Here is a 25346-nt window from a genome sequence, read left to right on the forward strand (position 1 = left end):
ATTAATATAATCGTCGTGAAAATATGTCTATTGTACAATTATTTAAATATTATAAAGATAGCATGTATTTAATTGTACGTACGAATTGTGATGTAAATGAGTTTTCATTATCGTATCATGAGAATACTTTAACTAATTGTTTTCCTTCAACTTCCATAACTCTTGTTAATGTTGAGTCAAATACTGATCCGTAGTGTGATCCAATAATATCTCCTGATACAATTGGGTCTACTGAGTATTCTAAAGCTTGTCCTAAATCTTTATCTGCTTTTACAGCTTCTTGAATAGCTTTATTAATGTCTTCTGCTGATGCGTTTTTTGATAATTCACATGTTAAATCAACAATTGATCCTGTGATTACAGGAACACGTAATGCTAATCCATCTAATTTACCATTTAATTCAGGTAATACTTTACCCACTGCTGCAGCTGCTCCTGTTTTACTTGGAATAATATTTCATGCTGCTGCACGTCCTCTACGTAAGTCACTGTGTGGTAAATCTAATAATCTTTGGTCGTTTGTTACGGCATGAATTGTGTTCATTAACCCTTTAACGATTCCAAATTTTTCATTGATAACTTTTGCCATAGGTGCTAAACAGTTTGTTGTACATGAAGCTGCTGAAACAATTTGATCGCTTGATTCAAGTGTTTTGTGGTTAACTCCAAATACGATTGTTTTTAAGTCTCCTGTTGCTGGTGCAGAAATAATAACTTTTTTTGCCCCTGCATCTATATGAGCCTGTGATTTTTCTTTTGATACATAAAATCCTGTACATTCAATTACTAAATCAACTCCCATACTTCCTCATGGTAATTGACTTGCGTCTTTTTCTGCTAAGATTTTAATTTCTTTTCCATCTACAACAATTGCTCCTTCTTTAGCTGTAACTTTACCTTTCATAAAGCTTCTGTGAGCTGAGTCGTATTGTAATAAATATGCTAATGTTTTAGAGTCTGTTAAGTCGTTAATAGCAACGATTTCAACATCCTTTTCTAAAAATAATTGTCTAAATGCTAGACGTCCGATTCTTCCGAATCCGTTAATTGCAATTTTTTTCATATAACTGTTTTCCTTTCACATTTTTATTATATTCCTATTGTTTAAAATGGACGTTATTTTACAAATATTTTTTTCCAAAGGTTTTTTCAAATTATTTATTAATTGGAAAATATTCTATTAGTACCTTTTATTTTCTCCTTTAATAGAAAGTTGTTCAGCTAATCCTTTAATTCTTTCAATAATTCTTGTCGTTCTAATTCTTTCAATATCTATCATGTCATTGTTTAATGGAATATTTTTTAAATACAATTTTTCAAGTTGGTTTAATGTAAAGTTAGATGTAAAAAAAGTTAATTTATTATTTTCTAATCTTGTGTTTAATATACCAAATAATAAATCATCTTTACTTCAGTTAGACACCAATTCTGCTCCAATGTCATCTAATATCAATACATCAACTCTTGTACAAAGTTCTAAGAATTTATTATAGTCATTTGAATTGCTAGAATTAAATGTTTCTTTTACAGTTTTAATAAGTTTATTTACAGTAACAAGAATTACTTTCTTATCTAAAAAAGCGAATGAATTAGCAAGTATTTTCATTAAATATGTTTTGCCAATACCTGGAGAACCACATAAATAAACACCTTTTTGTGGATTTTTATTTAATAATATTTCTTTTGCTTTTTCTAAAAAATACTTAATTGAAGGATTTAAAGTATTAATGTTTTCTTTTAAAAATTGAGATATTTTTTGAGTATTTTTATAAATGTCATAATCTGCAAAAACTATATTTTCTTTTAATTTATAGTTTTCATTTTCATACTGTCAATGACTACAATATGTTGTTGAGATATATATTTGTTTATTTTCATAAGATAACTTAGGTTGAAGACCCTGTATTAGTTGTTTACACTCTGATAAAGGTGCTTTTTCATAACAATACACTAATTGCTCTATAAAGCGAGATAATACAAGGTAATTAGTTTCTAAAACTTCATCATTTATGTTATTTTTTTCAATGAACTTTTTTAATTCTTCATTTTTTTTTAAAATATCAAGATCTTGACTCATTAAATGTCACCTCAAAGAGTTGGGTCAATTTTAATATTTTCATCGACTTCTAAAATATAAGTATCTTTTTTAATTTCTTCTTCTCAAAGTTTAGTATGAAAATTGCTAGACATTGGTTTTTTAGGATTACTTTTTTTATTAGCCAATTTTAAATATTCCATTGTTTCTTTTGCATTTGTAATTCCACGTTCATTAATAGTTTTTGCTATTTTTAATAAGTAATTTTTTACTATTTTTGAATCATTTTTTAAATAAGAAAATTCTAACAAACAGTTTACAACACCATCTCTAAGTTTGTGTTCTCTTCTCAATGATCTAATTATTTCTAATTCTTCTAAAGCTAAATTATCAACACCCATTAATAATTCTAAAAATGTGATCGGATCAATTGTTTCCATTTCTTTAATTTTTGCATTTGTTTTATTTTTCTTATTAAGTTCTGGGTCAAATTCCGCTTTCAACTCACTTGTATCTTCATGAACAAAGTACTTTGATGATATTGAAATATAAAACTTTTCAATATCTAAGTCAACATTTTCAGCATCATAAGCTTTAATTAAAGCTTGAACAATGATATCTTCAGTTAAACTATATGAAATATATACTTCTTCAATAACTTCTTTTAATTTAATATTTTCTTTTGAAACATATACTTTATTTTCTGCTAGTTTTTTAATAATTCTTTCAAAGTTTAAGTCTTTTAAAAGAACATTAGTTTTATTTTGTCTAAATTCAAAATCATTACAAATTGTATTTTCAATTTTTTTATTAAACTCTTCAAATACTTCTAAAAATTTTGAAGATGTGTTTTGATAACCATTGTCGTTTAAATCATTTTCTTCTTTAAATGTTAATTTTGCTATTTCATAGTTTTTGTCTCCAATTTTATCTAATAATGCAGCGTTAAATAAACGATTAGCAAAATAGTCTTTCGGCTCTAAAGGTGAGTATAAATTAAAAATAATTGAGTTTTTTGCTTTATTTTCTAGAGTAACAACTAATCCCATAGCTTCAAGTCTTTTGATTGCTTTGGTTAATTTATCAGAAGAGATTAAAGATATGTCTAATAATCTTTTTTCATCATATATTTCAGTTTTTTTCAACTCTTTAATGACTTCTGCTTCATGAAATAATGTCTTATAAAGTGCAACACTTCTTAAACCTAGTATTGGTTGATATAAGTAAGAAAGAACTTTGTCATCTAACAAATCAATTCTATTCTTTAAAACTACTTTATATGTATAATTTCTCATGATAGTATTACCTTTCACCTATATGATATTTAAATAAAAAAAAATATAAATAAGTTTAATAACTTTTAATAAAATGACTTGAAAATGTGGATAACTAATAACAAAAAACCCTTTACTTTAGTGTTTATTTACACTTATCCACATACGAGATTACTTTTGACAATTTTTACAATAATAAGTTCCTCTACCATTCACTTTAATTTTTACAATTTCACTTTGACATTCATAACAATTTTGACCTTTTCTAGTATGAACTTTTAATTCATTTTGAAATTTACCATCAATTCCTTGTTCAGGTTGATAAGTATCAATTGTTGTTCCTCCAAGTTCAATAGATTTTTTAAGTATTTTTCTTGCAGATTCAGCAATTCTATCATAATCTTTAACTATTAAATAATCTCCTGTTATTAAAGGATTAATTTTTGCATCAAATAAGATTTCATCTGCATAAATGTTTCCAATTCCAGATATAATAGTTTGATCTAAAAGCATTGTTTTTATATGTCTAGAACTATTTTTCATTTTTTCATACAAAAAATTACCATCCACTTTTGAATTAAATGGTTCAGGACCTATTTTTTTGATCGGATTAATATCTAAATACTCATTTACATCTTCTAAATTAAAAGTCCCAAATCTTCTAGTATCATGATAATTTAAAAGTTTATTATTTGACAAGTGAAATGTTGCTAAAACGTGTTTTTTATCATATTCTTCATTTTTATCATAAACAAATCATTTACCTTCCATACGTAAATGACTAATTAATACTTTATCTTGTAATCTAAAGATAATGTATTTTGCAATTCTTTCAATATTATCTATTTTTTTATTTTTTATTATATTTTCAAAATCTTTAACAGTTTGATTTGACTTAATTATTTTTGGATAAAATATTTCAACTTTCTCAATAGTCAAACCTTTTAATCTTTTATTTAAAGATCTAACAACAGTTTCGACTTCTGGTAATTCTGGCATACTTTTCTCCTTTTATTTTAAATCATATCAAGTAGCACCAACTCCACTATTAACTTCTAATTTAACATCACTTGTTCTGTTTTTATTAGCTATTTTTAGTAAGTCATCATATGCTTGATTCATTATTTGTTGTACTTCAACTTTTACTTTATCAATATTATCATTTTTAACGTGCAAAATAACTTCATCGTGAATTTGAGCAACTAATTTTGCATCAAGTTGTTTGGATTCTAGCATTTCAAAAATATTTATCATAGCAACTTTTAATATATCTGCTGCAGTTCCTTGAATAGGAGCGTTAATAGCCGCCCTTTTCCCAAATTCTCTTACCATAAAATTTGAGTTTTGTAATTCATAAATATATCTTCTTCGATTCGCCATTGTTTCTACAAAACCATTTTCTTCACATTCTTTAATAATTTTGTCTTTATATTCTTGAACCATTGGAAAGGTTTTATTATAAGCTTTTATATATTGATCTGCTTCTGCTTGACTAATTTTCAAATCTTTTGAAAGACCAAACTTAGTTAATCCATATAAAATTCCAAAATTAAATACTTTAGCAACTCGTCTTTGGTCAGAAGACACTATTTCATTAGCATCTAGTCCAAAAATATTTCTTGCAGCAAGTTCATGAATATCTTCATTATTTTTATATGCTTGAATTAAAGTTTCTTCTTTTGCAACATCAGCTAAAACTCTTAATTCAATTTGTGAGTAATCAAAACTTAGAAAAATATAATTTTCTTGAGCTATAAATATTTTTCTTACCTTTCTTTGTTCTTCATCTCTAATCGAGATATTTTGTAAGTTTGGATCTGTTGAACTTAATCTTCCTGTATTTGTTAGTGTTTGATTAAAAATTGTATGTACTTTATTTTTATTATTAATAAACTTTTCAAACCCTTTTAAATATGTTGAATATAACTTTGAATACTTTCTTATTTCAATAACTTTTTCAATAATTGCATGAGCTCCTAATAAAGCATCAAGGGTTTCTTTATCTGTACTTCCCTTGTTATAATTTTTTAAACCTAAATCAACAAACAATAATTCTTTTAGTTGTTTAGGACTAGCATAATTTATTGGTTCAATACTTTCTCTTTTTAAAATTTCATTTGCTTCTTTTTCAAGATTAGTTAAAAGTTTTAATATATTTTGAGTTTGATTTTCTAATTCTTTTCTATCAATTAATACTCCAGCATATTCCATATCTAATAAAACATAACAAAAAGGAAGCTCCACTTTTTGATAAAGCTCATATTGATTTGTTTCTTTTAAACTATTTATAATTTCTTCTTTTGTTTTTTCAATTAATAATGCTTTTTTCAAAATATATTTAATTTTGACATTTTCATCAATGTCTTTTGTTTTTTTAACACCTTTTCCAAATACTTCATCGAAAGTTTCTATTTCTAATGATGAGTCTATTAAATTTAAGTGTGACTCAAAGTTTGATTTAACATTTGAGTTAATAACATAACAAGCAATCATCATATCATATACAAAGTTTTTGTGTTTAATTTGATATCCTAAAGTTTTTAATACGTACATTGTTTTTTTAATATCATAAGAATAAAATTCATTTTCTAATAAAAATTTTTGTAAATTTTCGTCAATATTTTTTTCTTGTCAATTAAAAATACTTACTTCTTGTTGATTTTCAAAAGCATAGTAAAAATTCCCTTTTGCATTTACTATTCCCATACCAATTACATCAGGGTTGTGATAATTATCATTTAAAACTTCTAAATAAATATAATTATGTTTATCACTATAAGAGCTATTTCATGTAGAAACTTTCTTAAAGTTAATAGTTTGTTTAGGTTCTACATCTTCAACTTCGCTTGAATATTTTCTTACCAATGAAACCATTTCATATTTTATAAAAAAATCTTTTAAGTTATTAAAGTTAATTTTAGTTTCTCTAAAACTAAAATCTTCTAATTTAATATTTGTATAAATTGTTGCTATTTCTTTTGACAAAAAAGCATCTTCTTTTCCATCAATTAACTTTTGTTTTTTTGGCCCAGTTATTTTATCAATATTATTATATAAATCTTCTAAGTTTTTAAATTCTTGAAGTAAGTCTTTTGCAGTTTTTTCTCCAATTCCAGATACTCCTTTTATATTATCAGAACTATCTCCTCTTAAACCTTTATAGTCAATTACTTGTTCAGGAGTAATACCTCATTTTTCAAATAATTTATCTCTATCATAAGTAATTAAATCACTAGTACCAGTTTGCGGAGCAATAACAAAAATATTTTTAGTAATAAGCTGATACATATCTTGATCACTTGTTAATATATCTACAACATAATCATCAGTTTCTTTGACCATGTTTGAAATAGAACCAATTATATCATCAGCTTCATAACCATCTAATTCATATCAATCAATATGTGCTTCACTTAAAAACTCTCTTACAATTGGAAATTGTTGAACCAATTCTGGAGGAGTTTGTTTTCTTCCTGCTTTATAGCTTTCCAGTTTATCATGTCTAAATGTTTTTTTACCTTTATCAAAAGCAACTTTTATATCATAGTATTCATTTTTTTGAACAATGTTTAATAACATATTAATAAATGAATATACTGCATTTGTAGGAATACCACTTCTAGTTGTTAAATTTGCTCTTCCATATGAACTATAAAATGCTCTAAAGATTAATGCATTTCCATCAACTAATAAAATTCTTTTTTTCATTTTTTTGTTTCCTACTTCTATTTAATTACTTTTACAACATCTAATAACAATGCTCCAACTTTATTATTAAATACTTGAGATTTAATTCTTATAATTAATTTTTGGTCTAACTTAATTTGCTCTTTAATTTTTTCATAAACAGAAGCAAACACAGTTACAATAATTTCTCCTGTTTCATCACTAACATCAACAAAACACATTTGTCCACCATTTTTATCAGTTTTAGTAACAATATTGTCTATTGTAACAAAAACTTCACACACAATATTTTCTTTTTTTAAATTAGAAATATAAAATAGCTTTTCTTTATTTACTAATTTTTCTCTTATAAGAGTTAAAGGATGAGAACTTATATAAAATCCTAAGTATTCTTTTTCATATAAAGCGAGAGATTCTGGTGAGTCTTTTTCTTCAGGTAAATCTATTTCAAATTCATTTTCATTGGTTATGTCAATAAAATCAGTTAAGTTTAAAATAGTATTTTTATTATCGATCAATACTTTTCTTGAATATCCATAGCAATCAAAAGCACCTGTATAAACTAATGCAAGATATCTAGGTTCAGTTAATCCATTTTTTAATAACTCTGCAATTATAGTAAATAGATTATCAAAAGCTTTTTTATTATTTATATATATTTTTTTTATTGTATTTAAAAACTCTGGACCAATTCCCTTTATAATGTTTAAAGGCATATTTACAAAGTTATTTGAAAAATAATAAATACTGTTTGGGTTTTTTATACTTGGACCATTTATGTTATATCCATTTTTTTTCAATTCAGATAAATATTTGGATGTTTTACTTTCATTTCCTAAAACACCATTTAATAAAGCGCAATAAAATTCTGCTTTATAGTTTGTTTTTAAATAAGCCATTCAATATCCAATTAAAGAATAAGCAATTGCATGAGATTTATTAAAACCATACTCTGCAAATCTTTCAATATAATGTCATAATTCATTTGCTTTTATATCTGTGTAATTATTTTTTATAGCATTTTGAATAAACTCATTTTTAAATTGATCCATAAGTTTGGCATCTTTTTTACCCATAGCTCTTCTTACAATATCTGCTTTTCCTAGACTAAAATTTGCTACTCTTTTTAAAATTTCCATAACTTGTTCTTGATAAACAATTATTCCATAAGTTGAGTCTAAAATATCTTCTAGATTTGAATCAATAATATAATTTTTTGTTTTTGAGTTTTTTCTTTTAATATATAAAGGAATATTTTCTTTTGGACCAGGTCTAAACAAAGAACTGGTAATTGCAATTTCTTCAACAGAGTTTACTTTCATTTGCATTAAAACATCTGTCATACCATTTGATTCAAGTTGAAAAATACCAGTAGTATCTCCACTTCTTAAAAGTTCAAAAGTATTTTTATCATTTAATTCAATTCGATCTAAATCAATTCTAACTTTTTTTGATTGATAAACTAATTTTAAGACTTCTTGAATAATTGATAAGTTTCTTAAACCTAAAATATCAGTTTTAATTAATCCAATATTTTCTAAATAATTCATTGAGTATTGAGTTTGTAAAATCCCGCTTATTCCAACTTTAGTCGGGACAATATCTCATAAGTTTTCATCACAAAAAACAACTCCAGCAGCATGAGTTCCTGTTTGTCTAGGTAGTCCTACTATTTTTTTAGCAGCTTCAAATACTTGGGGATATTTATTTTGATACTTTTGTAAAATTTTTGAGTCACTTAAAGCTTTATCAAAATCTAAAATATTTCTATCATTAATTTGTTTTGACATATGATTTACATCATCAATATCAATTTCAAATACTCTTCCACAATCTCTTAATGCATTTTTAATCCCAATTGTTTGAAATGTTGTAATTGTTGCAAAATGATTTTTACCATATTTTGAAAATAAGTATTCTAAAATTTCTTCTCTTCTATCATCTTGAAAATCAATATCAATATCAGGCAAAGTAACTCTATCAATATTTAAAAATCTTTCAAAGAGTAATCCTCATTTAATTGGATCTAATTTTGTAATTCCTAATAGATATGAAACTAAACTTCCTGCAGCAGAACCTCTTCCGGGTCCTACTAAAATATTTAACTCTTTTGCTTTATTAATCATGTCACTAACTATTAAAAAATAATCTTCAAATCCCATTTTAAAAATAACATCTAATTCTAAACTTAATCTTTCTTTATATTCTTGTGTATTTAACTTTAAATCATCAAGTTTATCATTACATATTTTTTCTAAATAATTTTTTGAAGGCATATTTAAAGCATTAGGATAAGTTAAAAAATGTGTTTTAAAATCATTAATAACATCATCTTCAACTATTGAAATTATTTCATTCATATTTTTGTTATGAGTATCTATATCAATATAATTTTTTAAATCTTCATTAGATAAATAAAAATCTTTTTCTAAATCGTTTACTTCATTTACTAGTTTGGCTTCACTTATAGCATTAATAACTTTATACTCAAAAAAGTCATCTTCATATAGATAACTGATTTGATTTGCATATATTATTTTATTTTCTTTTAAATATTTATAGTTTTGTTTTGTAATACCATAATATAAATTTTTAAAACAATTATTTAATTTATCTTTGAAATTTATTAGGTTTTCTACACTTGGACAAAATATTGCAATTATATTTTCAAAACTTTGTTTATATAATTCTTTTTCAAATAACTCACTATCAATTCTATCCATATTTGAAATAAATGAAGATAAATAACTTATAACTTTATAACCTTTATTGTTAATAGCATATAAAACAATATCTCCATAAGTTAATTTAAAACTAACTCCGATAATAGGTTTAATATTATTTTTTTTAGCTAAATTTTCAAATTCAGCTGCTCCGTACATAGTATTTAAATCTGAATAAAAACCTACATTTAACTTATTTTTATTTAAAAATACAATATAATCTTGGGGTTTTATAGTTGACTTTAAAAAATTAAAACATGATTTAATATTTAATAAATTAGAATATGACATATAAACACCCCTTAACTACAATTATTTTAACAAACTGAATAAAGATTATATATTTTCTGTAATTAATTCATAAAATATTTCTAAAAAATTCATCATTTCTTCTTTTTCTAAAGTGTTGAGATTATCATAAACAAAATTGATTTCTGATTTAAATTGCTTGTAAAAACTTTTAACTTCATTTAAAACATACATATCAGATTTACAAATATTATTAAATATACTTTTAAATTTTATTAGTAATATATCATTTTTATATAAAAACTTTTCATTTTTTAGTTTTTTTCACTTCATATATTCATTAAATAAAGTAAATATAAAATTTAATATTATTTTGAAATAAAAAAATTTATTTCAAAATAATTTTCTTATACAATTAAACACTATAATATAATTTTTTTCATTTATGTAGCTCATAAAGCTTTTAAAAAGCAAATACATTAATTCGTTGTTTTTTAAAACTTTTAGGTATCCTTCTTCAAGTTTTATAAGATTATGCTTTATCATAAAATCTTTAATAATTTTATTTTTATTTACTAGTATTCCAGAATTTAGTAAAGCATTATTTTCTCAAATAAGCTGAATAAACCTAAATTTGGAAATTATAGCTAAAATGTATTTAAAGTTACAACTTTCAAAATTATCTGCTATATACAAACTTTCTAAACTTGCAATAATTTCTTCAACCTCAATATCACTCATGTTATCAAGATTATCATTAACTCTTAAAAACTTTATATGCATTAATAAACCTAAAACTTTTTCGAAAGTATACTTGGTTATTTCTACACTAACAATATTGTTTAAAGAATAGTTTTGTAATTGCTCTTTTAATAATTTTTCCATTCTTTCCGATAAACGATTTATATATAAATTATGATACTTATCTAAAAATATACTTAATTTATCAAAAAAATTATTATCTAACTTTTGATAATTTATTATATGCTGCAATTCACTAAAAAATATGTTGACTTCTTTGGGATTTATAAAAAACTCAACTTGAGCTTTATCGAGCTTAAATGATAAATCAAATAAATAGTCATTTTTATTTCTAAATTCTTCATTTTCAAATAGTAAAGTATCAATATAAACAGCTTCTCTAGAATCTTTTGTCTTTATAATATTTATTTCTTTATCATTTTTTGAGAAAATATTGTTATTACTTATTTTTTGTTGTTCATAATCAAATTCTATCAATTTTTTATTATTTATTAAACTATCTCCTTGTAAACTAAATTCTAATAACTTACCATAAATGTAAGAATTAAAAAAAAATGAGTAAATTAAAATTAATATATGATCTCAATTTATGTATTGATGAAAAACTTTTTTTATATTGTATTCTTTTATATAATCCAAAAAGGCATTAATTATTCTGAAATTTTCAAAATAAAATATATAATTTTTGAATATGTTTAAATTTAAATTTTTAAATTCTAGATTATTACATATTTGATAATACTTATTTTCTAAAGCTTTTCTTACAATATTACTCATTTTTTTAACAATTACTAAATCATAAACTTTTGAACTAAACTCAAAATTTTTTTCTTCAAAATCTTTATTATCTACTATTATAAATTTGTTATTGTCATTAGATAAAGCCTTAAATAATAAAAGATATCTTTGTCTTTTAGAACTTTCTACTCTATTAAAATCTTCTACAATAAAAATATTTCTTTTTCTTAAAAAAATATTTATTTTTGAGTTAAATATTTTTTTAAGTGTTACAAAATTTTTTTCTTTATAAAAATTTTTTATGAGCGAAAAAAATATATCTCCTGCAATTATAATAAAAAACATAATTATATTACTAACCCAAAAATAATCTTGAAAAACTTTAAAAAAATCAAAAACAATTCTTAAAATAATTACAAACAGAAAATCAAAAATTGAGTGCTTTATAAAAGCTGAATTTTTGAACTTGTAAAAATCATAAAAATAATCTATTTCTTTTTCAACAGAAGATAAAATTGCTGTATCTAAAATCCTAATTTTTCATTTTTCTTTGCGTATATTTCGAAACTTTGTAATATTAGTAATGGGATTGTTTTCTTCAAATTTTTCTTCTAGAATATCTTTTTCACTTATTTGCTCTTCAAAACTATATTTTGGTGAAAAATATTTAGCAATGAAATCTGTTTTTCCTGTACCATAGTCACCAACTAAACCGATCATATTAATTTTTTTCTTACTTGATAGTACTTCATTGAATTTTTCAGCGATTTTTATGTTTTCTTCTATAATTTCTTTATTCATTTTAACCTCTTTTAAATGATAACAAAAATAAAAACTTATACACCAATATCTTTTCTAAAGTAAAAGTTTTCAAATTTAATTTTATTTATATTTTCATAAACTTTTTTAATAGCTTCTTTTTTTGATAAATCACTGTTATATATAAATAATATTCTTCCCCCATTGCTTTCAAAATACTTTTTTTCATCATTATATTTAGTACCCATATGAAAGATATTATTCTTGTCAAATATTTCTTGATCTGCAATTTTTACGTTATTTTTATATTCTTGAGGATATCCTTTACTTGCAATTGTAACTCCTACAAAATTTTCTTTATTTCAAACTAAATTTATTTGTTTATTATTTAATAAATCTAAAATACTTTCAACTAAATCACTTTGTAATGCCGGCATTAAAACTTCTGTTTCAGGATCACCAAATCTACTATTAAATTCAATTACTTTAACTTCATTTGAATCAGTTAAAATTAATCCTGCATATAAAACACCTTTATAAGTAGTTCCTTCTTGTTTTAAAGCATCAATTGTTTTTTTAATAATTTCAATTTTGCTATATTCAATAATATCTTTTGTAACATAATCTACTGGTGTATAACATCCCATACCTCCAGTATTTTCGCCTTTATCATTTTCAAATATTTTTTTATAATCTTTTGCTGGTTGTAAACATTCAAAAATATCACCATTTACTAATGCTAGTAAACTAAATTCTTTTCCAACTAAAAATTCTTCAATAACAACTCCACATTTTTCATTATTAAAAATATTTTGATCTAATATTTTTTCAACTGCTTCAATTGATTCTTCTAATGAATTAGTTATAAACACACCTTTTCCACTAGCAAGTCCATCATTTTTAATAACTATTGGATATTTTTTATTAGCTTTTAAAAAATCTATTGCAACATTTTTATCACTTGTAGTAATAAAATCAGCTGTTGGGATATTATATTTTTTCATTAAGTTTTTTGCAAACATTTTTGATGATTCTATTTTAGCTGCATCTTTGGCAGGACCAAAAATTGTTAAATTATTTTTATCAAATAAATCAACAACTCCTTTTTCTAAAAACATTTCATCTCCAACAATAGTTAAATCAATATTTTTTTCAATTGCAAATTTTAAAACTTCATTCATGTCACTATAATTAATTTCATTATTTATAGTTGCACAATCTTTTATTCCATCATTTCCAGGTATTACATATAATTCGTTACAAAGATTTGAAGATCTACACTTTCTTGCAAGCGCATGTTCTCTTCCACCTTTTCCAAGTATTAAAATATTTTTTTCCATATTAGTGTTTAAAGTGTCTGATATTTGTAAATATCATAGCTATTCCTTTTTCATTTGCTAAATCAATTGATTCTTGATCTTTTAATGAACCACCTGGTTGAATAATAGCTTTAACTTTGTATTGACTTGCAAGTTCAACAACATCATTAAATGGTAAAAATGCATCACTTGCTAAAAATGATCCTTCTGCTTTTTTTTCTGCTTGTTCTAAAGCTATTTTTGCAGATCCAACACGATTCATTTGTCCTGGTCCTACTCCAATTGTTTGAAAGTTTTTTGTTAAAGCAATTGCATTTGATTTAACATGTTTTACAACAGTGTATGCAAATTGTGCTTCTTTTAATTCTTCTTCGCTTAATTGATTATTTGTTACACATTTTCAATTACTAATGTCATGTTTGTATAAATCTTTTTGTTGAACTAACAATCCTTGATCAATTGAAGTATATTGATATTCATCAAGTGCTAAATCGCTCATTTTGTAATTTAATTTTAATAGTCTTAGATTTTTTTTCTTTAATAAAATATCTAATGCTTCTTTTTCAAAATCTTGTGCAATAATTATTTCTAAAAATACTTTACTTAATTCTTCTGCTACTTTTTTTGTAATAACTTGATTTGTTGCAACAATTCCTCCAAAAATAGAAACTGAATCACTATCTAAAACTTTTTCTCATAGTTGTTCAACAGTTCCATTAATTGCAACTCCACAAGGATTTAAGTGTTTTATACCAACCATACAACTGTTTTCATTTAAATCTTTTACAATATTAATTGCACTATTTGCATCTAATAAGTTATTGTATGATAATTGTTTTCCGTGCAATTGTTCTGCATTACTTAATGAAATTTCGTTATGATACTCATCAACATATCATGAAGCTTTTTGATGTGGATTTTCTCCGTATCTTAATTCTTCTTTTTTTGTAAATGACATAGTTATTTTTTTTGGCATTTCTTCTTGATTTGTTTTAGTTAACATATAATTTGCAATTAAAGAATCATAACTTGAAGTATGTGCAAAAGCTTTTTGTGCTAAAAATACTTTTAAGTCTTTATCATCTTTTTTATTTTTGATTGTATCAATTACCAATTGATAATCATTTATATCACAAATTGTAATTACATCTTTATAGTTTTTTGCAGCAGCTCTAATTAAACTAACTCCTCCAATATCAATGTTTTCAATAATATCTTCATGAGAATTATTTTTATTTTTTACTGTTTTTAAAAATGGATATAAATCAATTGCTACAAGATCTATAAAATTAATATTATGTTCTTCAACTTGTTGAACATGATTTTTATTATGTCTAATTGATAAAATTCCTCCATATAATAAAGGATGTAATGTTTTTACTCTACCATCTAAAATTTCTGGAAACTTAGTAATATCTTCAACTTTAATAGCATCAATACCATTATCTGTTAAATATTTATAAGTTCCTCCAGTAGAAATAATTTTAAAATCATTTTCAACTAATTCTTTTGAAAATTCTAATACATTTGTTTTGTCAAAAACTGATATCAATGCATATTTCATATTATATCTTTTCTCCTTTTATAACTTTATTAATAATCTGTCAATAATATATGTGTTCTTGTTCTTGAATTCTTTTTTGTAAAGTATCATGAGTATCATCTTTATATACTCTTACTTCTTTTTGAAATATAATTTCTCCAGCATCCATTTCAATATTTACATAATGAATTGTAAATCCTGCTAAATAAACTTTATAGTCAAGTGCATCTTGTATTGCATCTTTTCCTTTAAAACTTGGAAGCAATGAAGGATGAGTATTTATAATTTTTCTTTCATAGTGACTTAACAATGTATTTGAAATCATTGTCATATATCCTGCTAAAATTACATAATCAATATTTTCTTCTTTTAAAACTTTTAAAATATCTTTTTCATACTCTTCTTTGCTAGGATAATCTTTTAAAAAAAAATTATAATTTTTTATATTATTTTGTTGTGCTCTTTTTATTGCAAAACAATTTTTTTTATTTGTTATCAATATTATTTTATCAACTTCTAGTTTTTTTTCATTATATGCATCTATTATTGCTTGAAAGTTACTTCCATTACCAGAAGCCATTATTGCAATATTAGTCATGATTTAATTTTATTTTAGTTTCTTTATTTGAAATAACACTTCCAATAATATTTGCATTGTAGTCTTTAAAATTATTTATAAAGTCTAATACTTCTTGTGCATTATTTTTATTAACAATAACAACAAATCCTACTCCCATATTAAATACATTAAACATTTCATCATTTTTAATTTTAGCTAAATTTTGCATTACTTTAAAAATATTTAATACATTTATTTTTTTCGTATCAATATTTGCACATAGTCCATTAGGAATAACTCTAGGAATGTTTTCAATTAATCCCCCACCAGTTATGTTTGCCATTGCAGATATTGCATAATTTTTTTCTATTAAACTTGAAATTACATCAACATAAATTTTTGTTGGTTTTAATAATTCAGTTATCAAATCACAATCTAACTCTTCAAATTTATGATCAAAACTAAAGTTATTATCTTTAAAAAATATTTTTCTTACCAAAGAATATCCGTTTGAATGAATTCCTGAAGAATTAATTGCTATTATCACATCATCTTCTTTAACGTTTTTATAATCAATTAATTGATCTTTTTCTACAGCACCTGTAATAAAACCAGCTAAGTCATAATGATTTTTAATGTACATATCTTTCATTTCAGCTGTTTCTCCACCAAGTAATGAGCAATCACTTTGCAAACATCCTTCAACAATTCCTGTAATTATATCTCTAATAGTATCTACATTTATTTTTTCAACTGCAATATAATCTAAAAAGTATAAAGGTTTTGCACCAAGAGTTAATATATCATTAACACACATTGCAACTAAATCTATTCCAATAGTTTTATGATTGTTTGCTTCAATTGCTAGTAATAATTTAGTACCAACTCCATCAGTTCCAGAAACTAAAACTGGTTTTTGATAATTTAAACTAGAAAGATCATAAGCACATCCAAAACTTCCTATATTATTAGAATATTTTGAATTAAATTTTTCACTTACAATTTTTTTTATTGAATCAACAATTTCATAACCTTTATTTAAATCAACTCCAGATTTTTTATAATTATCGCTCATGTTATACTCCTTTATTTAAGTCGTAAATATCGACTGGATATTCTCCTGTAAAGATATCAAAACATCCTTGACCGGGTTCGAATAATGTTTTTAAATTTTCTAATGTAAGAAACTCTAAACTATCACATCCAATGTAGTTTTTCATTTCTTCAACACTCATATTTGCAGCTAATAATTCTTTGTATGTTGAAATATCTATTCCATAATAACTTGGATATTTAATTGGTGGTGATGCAATTTTTAAATGCACTTCTTTAGCACCATTATCTTTTAATAACTTAACAATATATTTAGAAGTAGTTCCTCTTACAATCGAATCATCAATTAAAATAACTTTTTTATCTTTAACAACATCTTTTGTAACAGAAAGTTTTGTTCTAACTCCAATTTCTCTTAATTCTGGAGTTGGTTGAATAAAAGTTCTTCCTGAGTATTTATTTTTTATTAATCCAATATCAAATGGTATCTTAGAACTTCTAGCATAACCTAGCGCAGCAGAAGTTGAAGAATCAGGAACTCCAATTACAACTTCTCCTGGATAACTTTTACTTTGTTGTGCTAATAATTCTCCTGACTTAACTCTAAAATTATGAACATTAATATTATTTATAGTACTACTTGGGTGAGCAAAATAAATATATTCCATCGAACAAACATTGTTAAAATTATTTTTTGAAAAATAATGACTTTCGATTCCATCTTTTGAAATTCTAATTATTTCTCCTGGATTAACATCTCTTATAAATTCGCTACCAGTTACATCAAATGCATAAGTTTCAGAAGATACAACATATCCATCATTAAACTTTCCTATTGATAAAGGTCTTAAACCATTTCTATCTCTAATTGCATACATTTCATCTTCAAATAATAATAGAAATGCAAATGCTCCATTTATAACATTTAAAGAACTTTTAATTTTTTCTAATCTTGATTTTTCTTTACTTTTTCTAATTAAGTGAGCTAAAACTTCTGAGTCACTTGTTGCTTGAAAAATACTTCCTTCAGACTCTAATTTATTTTTTATAATATGTGCATTAGTTAAATTTCCATTATGAACTAAACCAAAACTTTCATGATTTAAATTAAAGAAGAAAGGTTGAACATTACAATCAATTGATCCTCCAGTTGTTGAATACAAAACATGTCCAATTGAATTTTTTGCATTTCAATTATTAAAGTCACTCATTGTAAACTTTTTAGTTACTAAACCCATTCCTTTTTTTAATAAAAAACCGTCTTGATCATCATAACCTAAAATTCCACAACCTTCTTGACCACGATGTTGCAATGCATGTAAACCATAATAGTTTATCAAAGTTGCATTATCAACATTAAAGCATCCAAAGACTCCACATTTTTCTTTTAAAACTTCGCTCATATTAAATATTTAAACTTTCTAGTTTTTCTAAAATAATTAAATAAATAGCTGTTATATCATCTAAATCTTCTCTAAAACAATCTTTATCTAATTTTCTATTGTTTTGGTCTCAAAATCTGCAAGTATCAGGACTAATTTCATCACCAAGACAAATATTATTGTCTTTATCTAAACCTAATTCAATTTTAAAGTCTACAACTTTAATATTTATTTGTTTAAATAATTCAATTAACAATTGATTAATTTTTAAAGTAACTTTTTTTATTTCTTCTAATTGTTTTACTGTTGCTAAATTCAAAACAACACAATGATCATCATTAATTAATGGATCTCCATATGTATCATTTTTATAACAAATTTCAAATATAGGTTTATCAAACGCAGTTCCTTGTTCAATTCCTAATCTTTTAACAATACTTCCTGCAGCAACATTTCTAATAATTATTTCTAATGGAAACATTTTTAGTTTTTTAACCAAAACATTTTGTTCATCTAAGACTTTTATTGTATGAGTTTTAACTCCATTTTTTTCTAAGTATTTAAAAATAATATTTGAGATCTTTGCTGTTAATAATCCTTTTGATTCGTATGATGCTTTTTTTAAACTATTAAAAGCTGTAACATCATTTTTAAAAAATATTTTTAATTCATTTTCATTTTTTGTACTATAACAAATTTTAGATTTTCCTTCGTATAACTTTTCCATTTATTTATCTCCTTTATTATTTTTTAAAAAGTAATTTATAGCGCTACTAAATATATCTTGATTTTTATCACCATAAATATTTTTACAAATGTCTGTTCCAAATCTCTCACTGTGTCCCATTTTACCTAAGACTAATCCACATTTAGAAACTATTCCTTCAATGTTGTAATAAGATCCGTTTGGATTGTTTTCTTTATTTATATATTCAAAAGCAATTTGGTTATTTTCAACTAGTTCTTTATATTTTTTTTCATTTACTGCAAATCTGCCTTCTCCATGTGATACAGGAATATTATTTATTTGATTAAATTTTAAATCCTGAGTTCATGGTGAAGTTGTGTTTACTACTTTGCAATTTACATATTTTGCAATATGTCTATTAATATCATTTTTAATTAATGATGGATCTGACTCAGATAAGTTATGTGTCTCACTATCTATAAGAATACCTGCTTTGATTAATGCTTGAAATCCATTACATATTCCTAAAATTAATTTTTTTTGTTTTAAAAATTCACTCAAAGCATTTTTTATTTTTTTGTTTCTTATAACATTTGCAATATATTTACCACTTCCATCAGGTTCATCTCCTAGGCTAAATCCTCCTGGAATAACAAATATATGTGAATCTTTTATCTTATCTGCTAAAATATTAATCGATTCATTTAATTTTTCATTGTTTAAGTTTTTAAAAATAAACTCTTCACATTCTACATTATTTCGTTTAAAAGCTTTTTTGATATCATACTCACAATTAGTTCCTGGAAAAATAGCTAATAAAACTTTTACTTTATCAACATTATCTGAGTAAAAATTTTTGTTTTCAACTTTTTGTTTTATCTCTATTGGTATAGGATATTCTTTCAAACTATTTGGATATATTTTTTCGATTGGTTTTAAATAGTTTTTCAAAATAATATTTCTATCTAATTCAATTCCGTTAATTTTTAAGATTTTATTAGTTTTTCCTAATGAAACTAAATTTTTATTTTTTATTTCTTCTTTACTTTCAAAAATTATTGATCCATAAATTGGTTCTAAAATATTTAAATCAGTATTAACATCAAATCCTAAACCATTTCCTAAACTCATTTTAACTAAAGCTTCTAATATTCCACCTTGTTGAATTGCAAATGCTGATAATACTTTTTTTTCTTTAATTAAACTCTCATAAAAAATATAGTTATCGTTTAATTTTTTATAATCTGGATAGTTATTTATTAATTCATGTTTCAATAAATAAATATGATTATTTTCATTTTTAAAATCAGTTGAAACTATATCACAAGTTTTTGCAGTTGTTAATGCGAAACTGACTAATGTTGGAGGCACATTCAAACTTTCATATGTTCCACTCATACTATCTTTTCCGCCAATTGCTGGAGTATTTAGTTCTTTTTGAGCAATTAATGATCCAAGTAATGCAAGTAAAGGTTTTCCTCATTTAACATTATCTTTATTAAGTCTTTCAAAATATTCTTGAAAAGTTAATTTAATTTTTTCTTTGCTTCCTCCAGCTGCAATTATTTTTGTTACACTTTCAATTACAGCAAGCATTGAACCAATAAATATATTTTTTTCAAATAAGTAAGGATTATAACCATAACTCATTAATGTACAAATGTTTTCATTTTCTTTAATTGGTATTTTTTGACAACTTACTTGACTTTCTGATAATTGATTTAAACCTCCATAAGGAGCTAGCACTGTTGTACTTCCAATTGAAAAGTCAAACATTTCAATCATTTCTTTTTGAGACATTATATTTAAATTACTAAAATAATTTTCTAAAAATTCTTTTTTTAATTCATTTTTGTTTTCAAAACTTAAATCTTGTAAATAATCTGTTGCAAACATTACATCAATTTGATTTGTTATTCCTCCAGAGTTAATAAAGTCTCTGTCTAAATCTACTATTTTATTTTTATTATATGTTACTTCAAATTTATTTTTATCTGTAACTTCTCCAATTTTTACTGCATATAAATTTTCTTTATTTGCTTCTTCAATAAATAATTGTACTGATTCTTTTTTAATAACCACAACCATTCTTTCTTGTGATTCTGATATTAAAATCTCTTTACCGGTTAGTCCAACATATTTTAAATGAACATCATCAAGAGTTAAACTTACACCGTTAGCAAGTTCACCAGCTCCTACTCCAATTCCTCCAGCTCCTAAATCATTTGCTTTTTTAATTAACTTAGAAACTATTGGTTTTGAAAATAATCTTTGTAACTTTCTTTCTTCAACAGGATTTCCTTTTTGAACTTCACTATAGGAATTTTTCATTGAGTTTTTATCTAAATTTTTTGATGAACCAGTTGCTCCACCAATTCCATCTTTGCCAGTTGCTCCACCAACTAAAACTATAATGTCACCAGCTTCAGGTTTTTGTCTAACTAAATTTTCTAACTTAGTAACACCAACTACTGCACCGATTTCTAAACGCTTAGCTTTATAACCTTCATGATAAATTTCTTTTACTAAGGTTGTTGCCATACCAATTTGATTTCCATAACTTGAAAATCCTTCTGCAGCAACTTTTGAAATTTTTGATTGAGGCAATTTATTAGGTAAAGTATCTTTTATGTTTTCTAAAATATTTCCTGCACCAGTTACTCTTAATCCCTGATAAACATATGCTCTACCAGATAAAGGATCTCTTATAGCACCCCCAAGACAAGTTGATGCTCCTCCAAATGGTTCAATTTCTGTTGGATGATTATGTGTTTCGTTTTTAAATTGTACTAAACATTTTGTATCTTTTAAATCAATAAATATTGATGCCGCATTTATTTCTTCTGATACTTCAATATCTTTACAAATATTATTTTTTATAACATGTTTAACATAACTTGTTGCAATATTCATTAAAGTCATATTTTTTTTAGTACTAATTTCTTTATAAAAATTTATTGCTTCATTTATTTTATTTTTATTTTCTTCACTAATATTTTTATCAAAATTTATATTATTAATTATAGTTTCAAAAGTTTTATGTCTACAATGATCACTTCAATATGTATCAATTAAAAATACTTCTGCTTCAGTTGGATTTCTTTTTAAACTTTCTTTGAAATAATTTATACAAAATTCAAAATCTTCAAAACTCATTGCAAGACTTAATTGTTCATATAAATCTTTTATTAAGTTATTTGCTATATCGATTTCTTTAACTTCATATTGATTAGAACTATTATTATTGTTTTGTAAATAGTCATAATCTAAATTTATTTCAAAAGCTTCGATTGGATTTATTAAATAACTTTTAATATTAACTAATTCATCTTCACCAACACTTTTATCTAACACATACAATTTAAAATGTTTTATTTTAACTTTTTTAAATAACAATAAGTTTACACATTCACTTGCGCTTTCTTCTCTTGTATTATATTGACTATCAAATATTTTTACACAAAAATACTTTTTATTATTTAAATCAATTTCTTCTAAATACTCATCTGTATTTATTTCTGCTAAAACATTATTTACAATAATTTCTTTTTCTTCTTTTTTTACATCAAAAATGTCATACACGTTATAAACTTTTAAGAAATCTAAACTTAAATTCAAACTTGATTGAATTTCATTTTTTAAATTATTTGATTCAACATCAAACTCAGTTTTTTTACTTATAAATATTCTATTATTCATTTTTTTCCTCCAACTTATTTAGAGCAGATTGATAATCTTTCAATAAATTTTTTTTATTTTTATTTATTATGTTTATATGCCCCATTTTTCTTTTATCTATAGCTTCACTTTTTTTATAATCAAACTTGATTATGTTTTGAATATCAAACTCTTTATAAATATTTTTCCCTAATAAATTTATCATTATTGTTTTATAAATTAACTTAGGTTTAATAATTTTTTTACCAGTAACAGCTAAGATATGATTTCTAAATTGACTTACATTACAACCATTTATTGTATAATGTCCAGTGTTATGAACTCGTGGTGCCATTTCGTTAAAAAATAATTTTTTATCTTTTACAAAAAATTCAAAAGCAATAGTTCCTACTATATTTTCTTTTTGTAAAATATTTTTTATTAACCGTTTTGTTCTTTTATCAACAAAACTTTTTTTAGTTAAAACTTTTGAAGTCATTAAGATTCCATCTTTATGTTCATTAATTGGAGTTGGAAAAAAATATATTTGATTAAAAATACTTCTTGTAACTATTAAACTTGTTTCAAAATCAAAATTACAAAGTTCTTCAATTATAAAATCAATATTATTAAAATCTAAAAACTCATAATCTTTTTTTTCTTTTATTAAATATTGTCCTTTTCCGTCATATCCACCAGTATTTGTTTTTAATATAAAAGGATAATTTAATTTATTATTATTAATTAGTTCACTTATTTCATCTGAATTTTTTATTTTAAAGAAATTAACTGTTGTTAAACCATAACTAGATGCAAAGTTTTTTTCTTTAAAACGGTTTTTAGATACACTTAAAAAATTTAAACTTGGATTGATTGAATTTTTATGCTCTTTTAAAACTTCAAAATCAATATTTTCAAATTCATATGTTATAGTTTCAGTTTTATCAAATAAATTTTTAACAGCTTCTTTATCATTGTAATTGCTATTTAAAATTTCAACCTCAAGATCCAAACAACTATTATTTTTATTTGGTTCTAAAACAACAAACTCATTTTCCTTAGAAGATTCAATTAACATTCTTGCTAATTGTCCTCCACCAATCAATCCAACTTTCATCTTAATCTACCTCTATCTCTAAAACTTCTTGAGTTTGATTATTAATGAAAGCTTCTAAATTTTTTTTAACTTCAACATTATATAATGAAATAATTCTTGCACAAAATAAGGCCGCATTTTTTGCACCACTATCACCAATAGCCATTGTTGCAACAGGAACTCCACTAGGCATTTGAACAATTGAAAGTAACGAATCAATTCCATTTAGATTTCTAGATTTAACCGGAACTCCGATTACAGGCAAAATTGTCATGCTCGCAACCATCCCTGGTAAATGAGCACTTCCTCCTGCCGCTGCAATAATAGCATCATAATTTTCATGTGCTTTTTTTGCATAACTAAATAATAGATCTGGAGTCCTATGAGCAGAAACTACTTGTAGATCATAATCTATCCTTAGATTTTTTAAAATATCAATTGCTGGTTCAAGAGTTGTTTTATCGCTAATTGATCCCATTATTATCCCGATTTTATTCTTCATAAATGACCTTTCCAAATAAAAAGACTCCTACATTACAAAAGGAGCCTACAACAAAAAATGCAATATGTCATATGCTCATTTTATAGACAATAATTTACGGTTATTTGTAGAAACGTTCGACCATATTACGAACTTATATAAAATGATTACAAATTTATTATAGCATAAGATTTTTGACCTAATTAAGTATTAAAAAATACTTATTTACACAAAAAAATCATAAATACACTTGCCTTAACCTTAGGTTAATGTTGTATATTTATAACTAGATATGAAGTATTAAAAAAATATCTAAAGGAGTAAAATGGAAAATTTAGATCAATTATATTTTAATGGTGAAAGAGATTTATTCAAAAAGAAAGATTTAATAATAAACAAATGATTTTTTGAAAAAGGAGAGTCACCTTTAAAAGAATCAAGAAATATTGAAGTAAATGACAGTATTTTTAAATGAAAATATGTATTGTGATATGCAAAAGACATAAAAATACAAAATTCTGTACTATACGAAACAGCAAGATCAAGTATTTGATATACAAATAATATTGTTATAAAAGACACAATCATTGAAGCACCAAAAGTTTTTAGAAGATCAACAAACATAAGTTTAAATAACGTACAAATGCCTAATGCAGCAGAAACTTTTTGAAACTGTGCTGAAATAATAATAAAAGATAGCCAAGTTAAAGGTGATTATTTTGGAATGAATTCAACAAATATTACAATCAATAATATTTCATTAACTGGTAATTATGCTTTTGATGGAGCCAAAAATATAACAATTAAAAACTCTAGACTGGTTTCAAAAGATGCATTTTGAAATTGTGAAAATGTTACAATAAAAAATTGTACTATTTTTGGAGAATATATTGGCTGAAACTCAAAGAATGTAAAATTTAAAAACTGCACAATTGAAAGTGAACAAGGTTTTTGTTATATGGATGATGTAGTATTAAAAATTGTAATATTATAAAAACAGATTTAGCTTTTGAATATTCAACAGTAAATGCACAAATCAATACAAATATAGAGAGCATTAAGAATCCATTTCTGGCAAATATCAAAATTAATGGAGCAACAAAAATAATTTAGATGACAAGGAAATTGATAAAACTAAAATAAATATTTTTACAAACGGAGAAAAAATCAATGTTTTATAAAATTGTGAATAGAAGAAATTCTAATTCTTATAAATGAGATATCAAAGAAAATGAAATACCAATGTCTTTAGCTGATATGGATTTTAAAACAGCACCTTTAATTAAAAAAGCAATAAAAAAAAGAATTAAACAAGATGCTTTTGGATATTCAACTATACCT

General features: G+C 23.9%; 16 protein-coding genes, 1 pseudogene and 1 riboswitch. Of the genes and pseudogenes, 1 reads left to right on the forward strand and 16 read right to left on the reverse strand.

Features of this window, described 5'->3' with window-relative positions; translation table 4 throughout:
• Positions 1-49: 49 nt before the first annotated feature.
• The 16 genes from gap to purE all read right to left on the reverse strand — a co-directional run bounded on the left by gap (position 50) and on the right by purE (position 24026).
• Positions 50-1063 carry a type I glyceraldehyde-3-phosphate dehydrogenase gene (gap, locus tag STABA_RS04665; RefSeq protein ID WP_156007025.1) on the reverse strand — a complete coding sequence of 338 codons (1014 nt, stop codon included), beginning with the start codon at positions 1061-1063 and terminating at the stop codon, positions 50-52.
• Positions 1064-1180: 117 nt separating this feature from the next.
• A complete protein-coding gene (locus STABA_RS04670; RefSeq protein ID WP_156007027.1) occupies positions 1181-2077 on the reverse strand; it encodes an ATP-binding protein in 897 nt (298 codons plus the stop codon).
• Positions 2077-3330 carry a DnaD domain protein gene (locus STABA_RS04675; protein ID WP_156007029.1) on the reverse strand — a complete coding sequence of 418 codons (1254 nt, stop codon included), beginning with the start codon at positions 3328-3330 and terminating at the stop codon, positions 2077-2079. Before STABA_RS04675 ends, STABA_RS04670 begins: the two co-directional genes overlap by 1 nt.
• A gap of 150 nt (positions 3331-3480) precedes the next feature.
• Positions 3481-4308 (reverse strand): DNA-formamidopyrimidine glycosylase, encoded by an 828-nt coding sequence (mutM, locus tag STABA_RS04680; protein ID WP_156007031.1) that lies wholly within the window; start codon positions 4306-4308, stop codon positions 3481-3483.
• A gap of 12 nt (positions 4309-4320) precedes the next feature.
• A complete protein-coding gene (gene polA / locus STABA_RS04685) occupies positions 4321-7017 on the reverse strand; it encodes a DNA polymerase I (protein ID WP_156007033.1) in 2697 nt (898 codons plus the stop codon).
• 17 nt (positions 7018-7034) lie between these two features.
• Positions 7035-10010 carry a DNA polymerase III subunit alpha gene (gene dnaE / locus STABA_RS04690; RefSeq protein WP_156007035.1) on the reverse strand — a complete coding sequence of 992 codons (2976 nt, stop codon included), beginning with the start codon at positions 10008-10010 and terminating at the stop codon, positions 7035-7037.
• A gap of 45 nt (positions 10011-10055) precedes the next feature.
• Positions 10056-12269 (reverse strand): hypothetical protein, encoded by a 2214-nt coding sequence (locus tag STABA_RS04695; RefSeq protein WP_156007037.1) that lies wholly within the window; start codon positions 12267-12269, stop codon positions 10056-10058.
• A gap of 35 nt (positions 12270-12304) precedes the next feature.
• The gene (gene purD, locus STABA_RS04700; RefSeq protein WP_156007040.1) at positions 12305-13567 is read right to left on the reverse strand and encodes a phosphoribosylamine--glycine ligase; all 1263 of its coding nucleotides are present in this window, start codon (positions 13565-13567) and stop codon (positions 12305-12307) included.
• Position 13568: 1 nt separating this feature from the next.
• Positions 13569-15110 carry a bifunctional phosphoribosylaminoimidazolecarboxamide formyltransferase/IMP cyclohydrolase gene (purH, locus tag STABA_RS04705; RefSeq protein ID WP_156007042.1) on the reverse strand — a complete coding sequence of 514 codons (1542 nt, stop codon included), beginning with the start codon at positions 15108-15110 and terminating at the stop codon, positions 13569-13571.
• 1 nt (position 15111) lies between these two features.
• Positions 15112-15687, reverse strand: a complete 576-nt coding sequence (purN, locus tag STABA_RS04710; RefSeq protein WP_156007044.1) for a phosphoribosylglycinamide formyltransferase — start codon at positions 15685-15687, stop codon at positions 15112-15114.
• Positions 15680-16723, reverse strand: a complete 1044-nt coding sequence (purM, locus tag STABA_RS04715) for a phosphoribosylformylglycinamidine cyclo-ligase (protein WP_156007046.1) — start codon at positions 16721-16723, stop codon at positions 15680-15682. The genes purN and purM overlap by 8 nt, the downstream gene beginning before the upstream one ends.
• 1 nt (position 16724) lies before the next feature.
• Positions 16725-18104: an amidophosphoribosyltransferase gene (purF, locus tag STABA_RS04720; protein ID WP_156007047.1), complete on the reverse strand. Its 1380-nt coding sequence runs from the start codon at positions 18102-18104 to the stop codon at positions 16725-16727.
• A 1-nt stretch (position 18105) separates the two neighbouring features.
• Positions 18106-18810, reverse strand: coding sequence for a phosphoribosylaminoimidazolesuccinocarboxamide synthase (purC, locus tag STABA_RS04725; RefSeq protein WP_156007049.1), 705 nt, complete (start codon positions 18808-18810; stop codon positions 18106-18108).
• Positions 18811-22470 (reverse strand): phosphoribosylformylglycinamidine synthase, encoded by a 3660-nt coding sequence (locus tag STABA_RS04730; protein ID WP_156007051.1) that lies wholly within the window; start codon positions 22468-22470, stop codon positions 18811-18813.
• Positions 22463-23545, reverse strand: a complete 1083-nt coding sequence (locus STABA_RS04735; protein WP_156007053.1) for an ATP-grasp domain-containing protein — start codon at positions 23543-23545, stop codon at positions 22463-22465. Before STABA_RS04735 ends, STABA_RS04730 begins: the two co-directional genes overlap by 8 nt.
• 1 nt (position 23546) lies before the next feature.
• Positions 23547-24026 (reverse strand): 5-(carboxyamino)imidazole ribonucleotide mutase, encoded by a 480-nt coding sequence (purE, locus tag STABA_RS04740; RefSeq protein ID WP_156007055.1) that lies wholly within the window; start codon positions 24024-24026, stop codon positions 23547-23549.
• A 63-nt stretch (positions 24027-24089) separates the two neighbouring features.
• Positions 24090-24187, reverse strand: a riboswitch (purine riboswitch).
• 143 nt (positions 24188-24330) lie between these two features.
• On the opposite strand from purE, the pseudogene STABA_RS04745 reads away from it, so the two are divergent.
• Positions 24331-25118, forward strand: a pseudogene (locus tag STABA_RS04745) (DUF3737 family protein).
• Positions 25119-25346: the final 228 nt, after the last annotated feature.

Source organism: Spiroplasma tabanidicola (assembly GCF_009730595.1).
Lineage (GTDB): Bacteria > Bacillota_I > Bacilli_A > Mycoplasmatales > Mycoplasmataceae > Spiroplasma_A > Spiroplasma_A tabanidicola.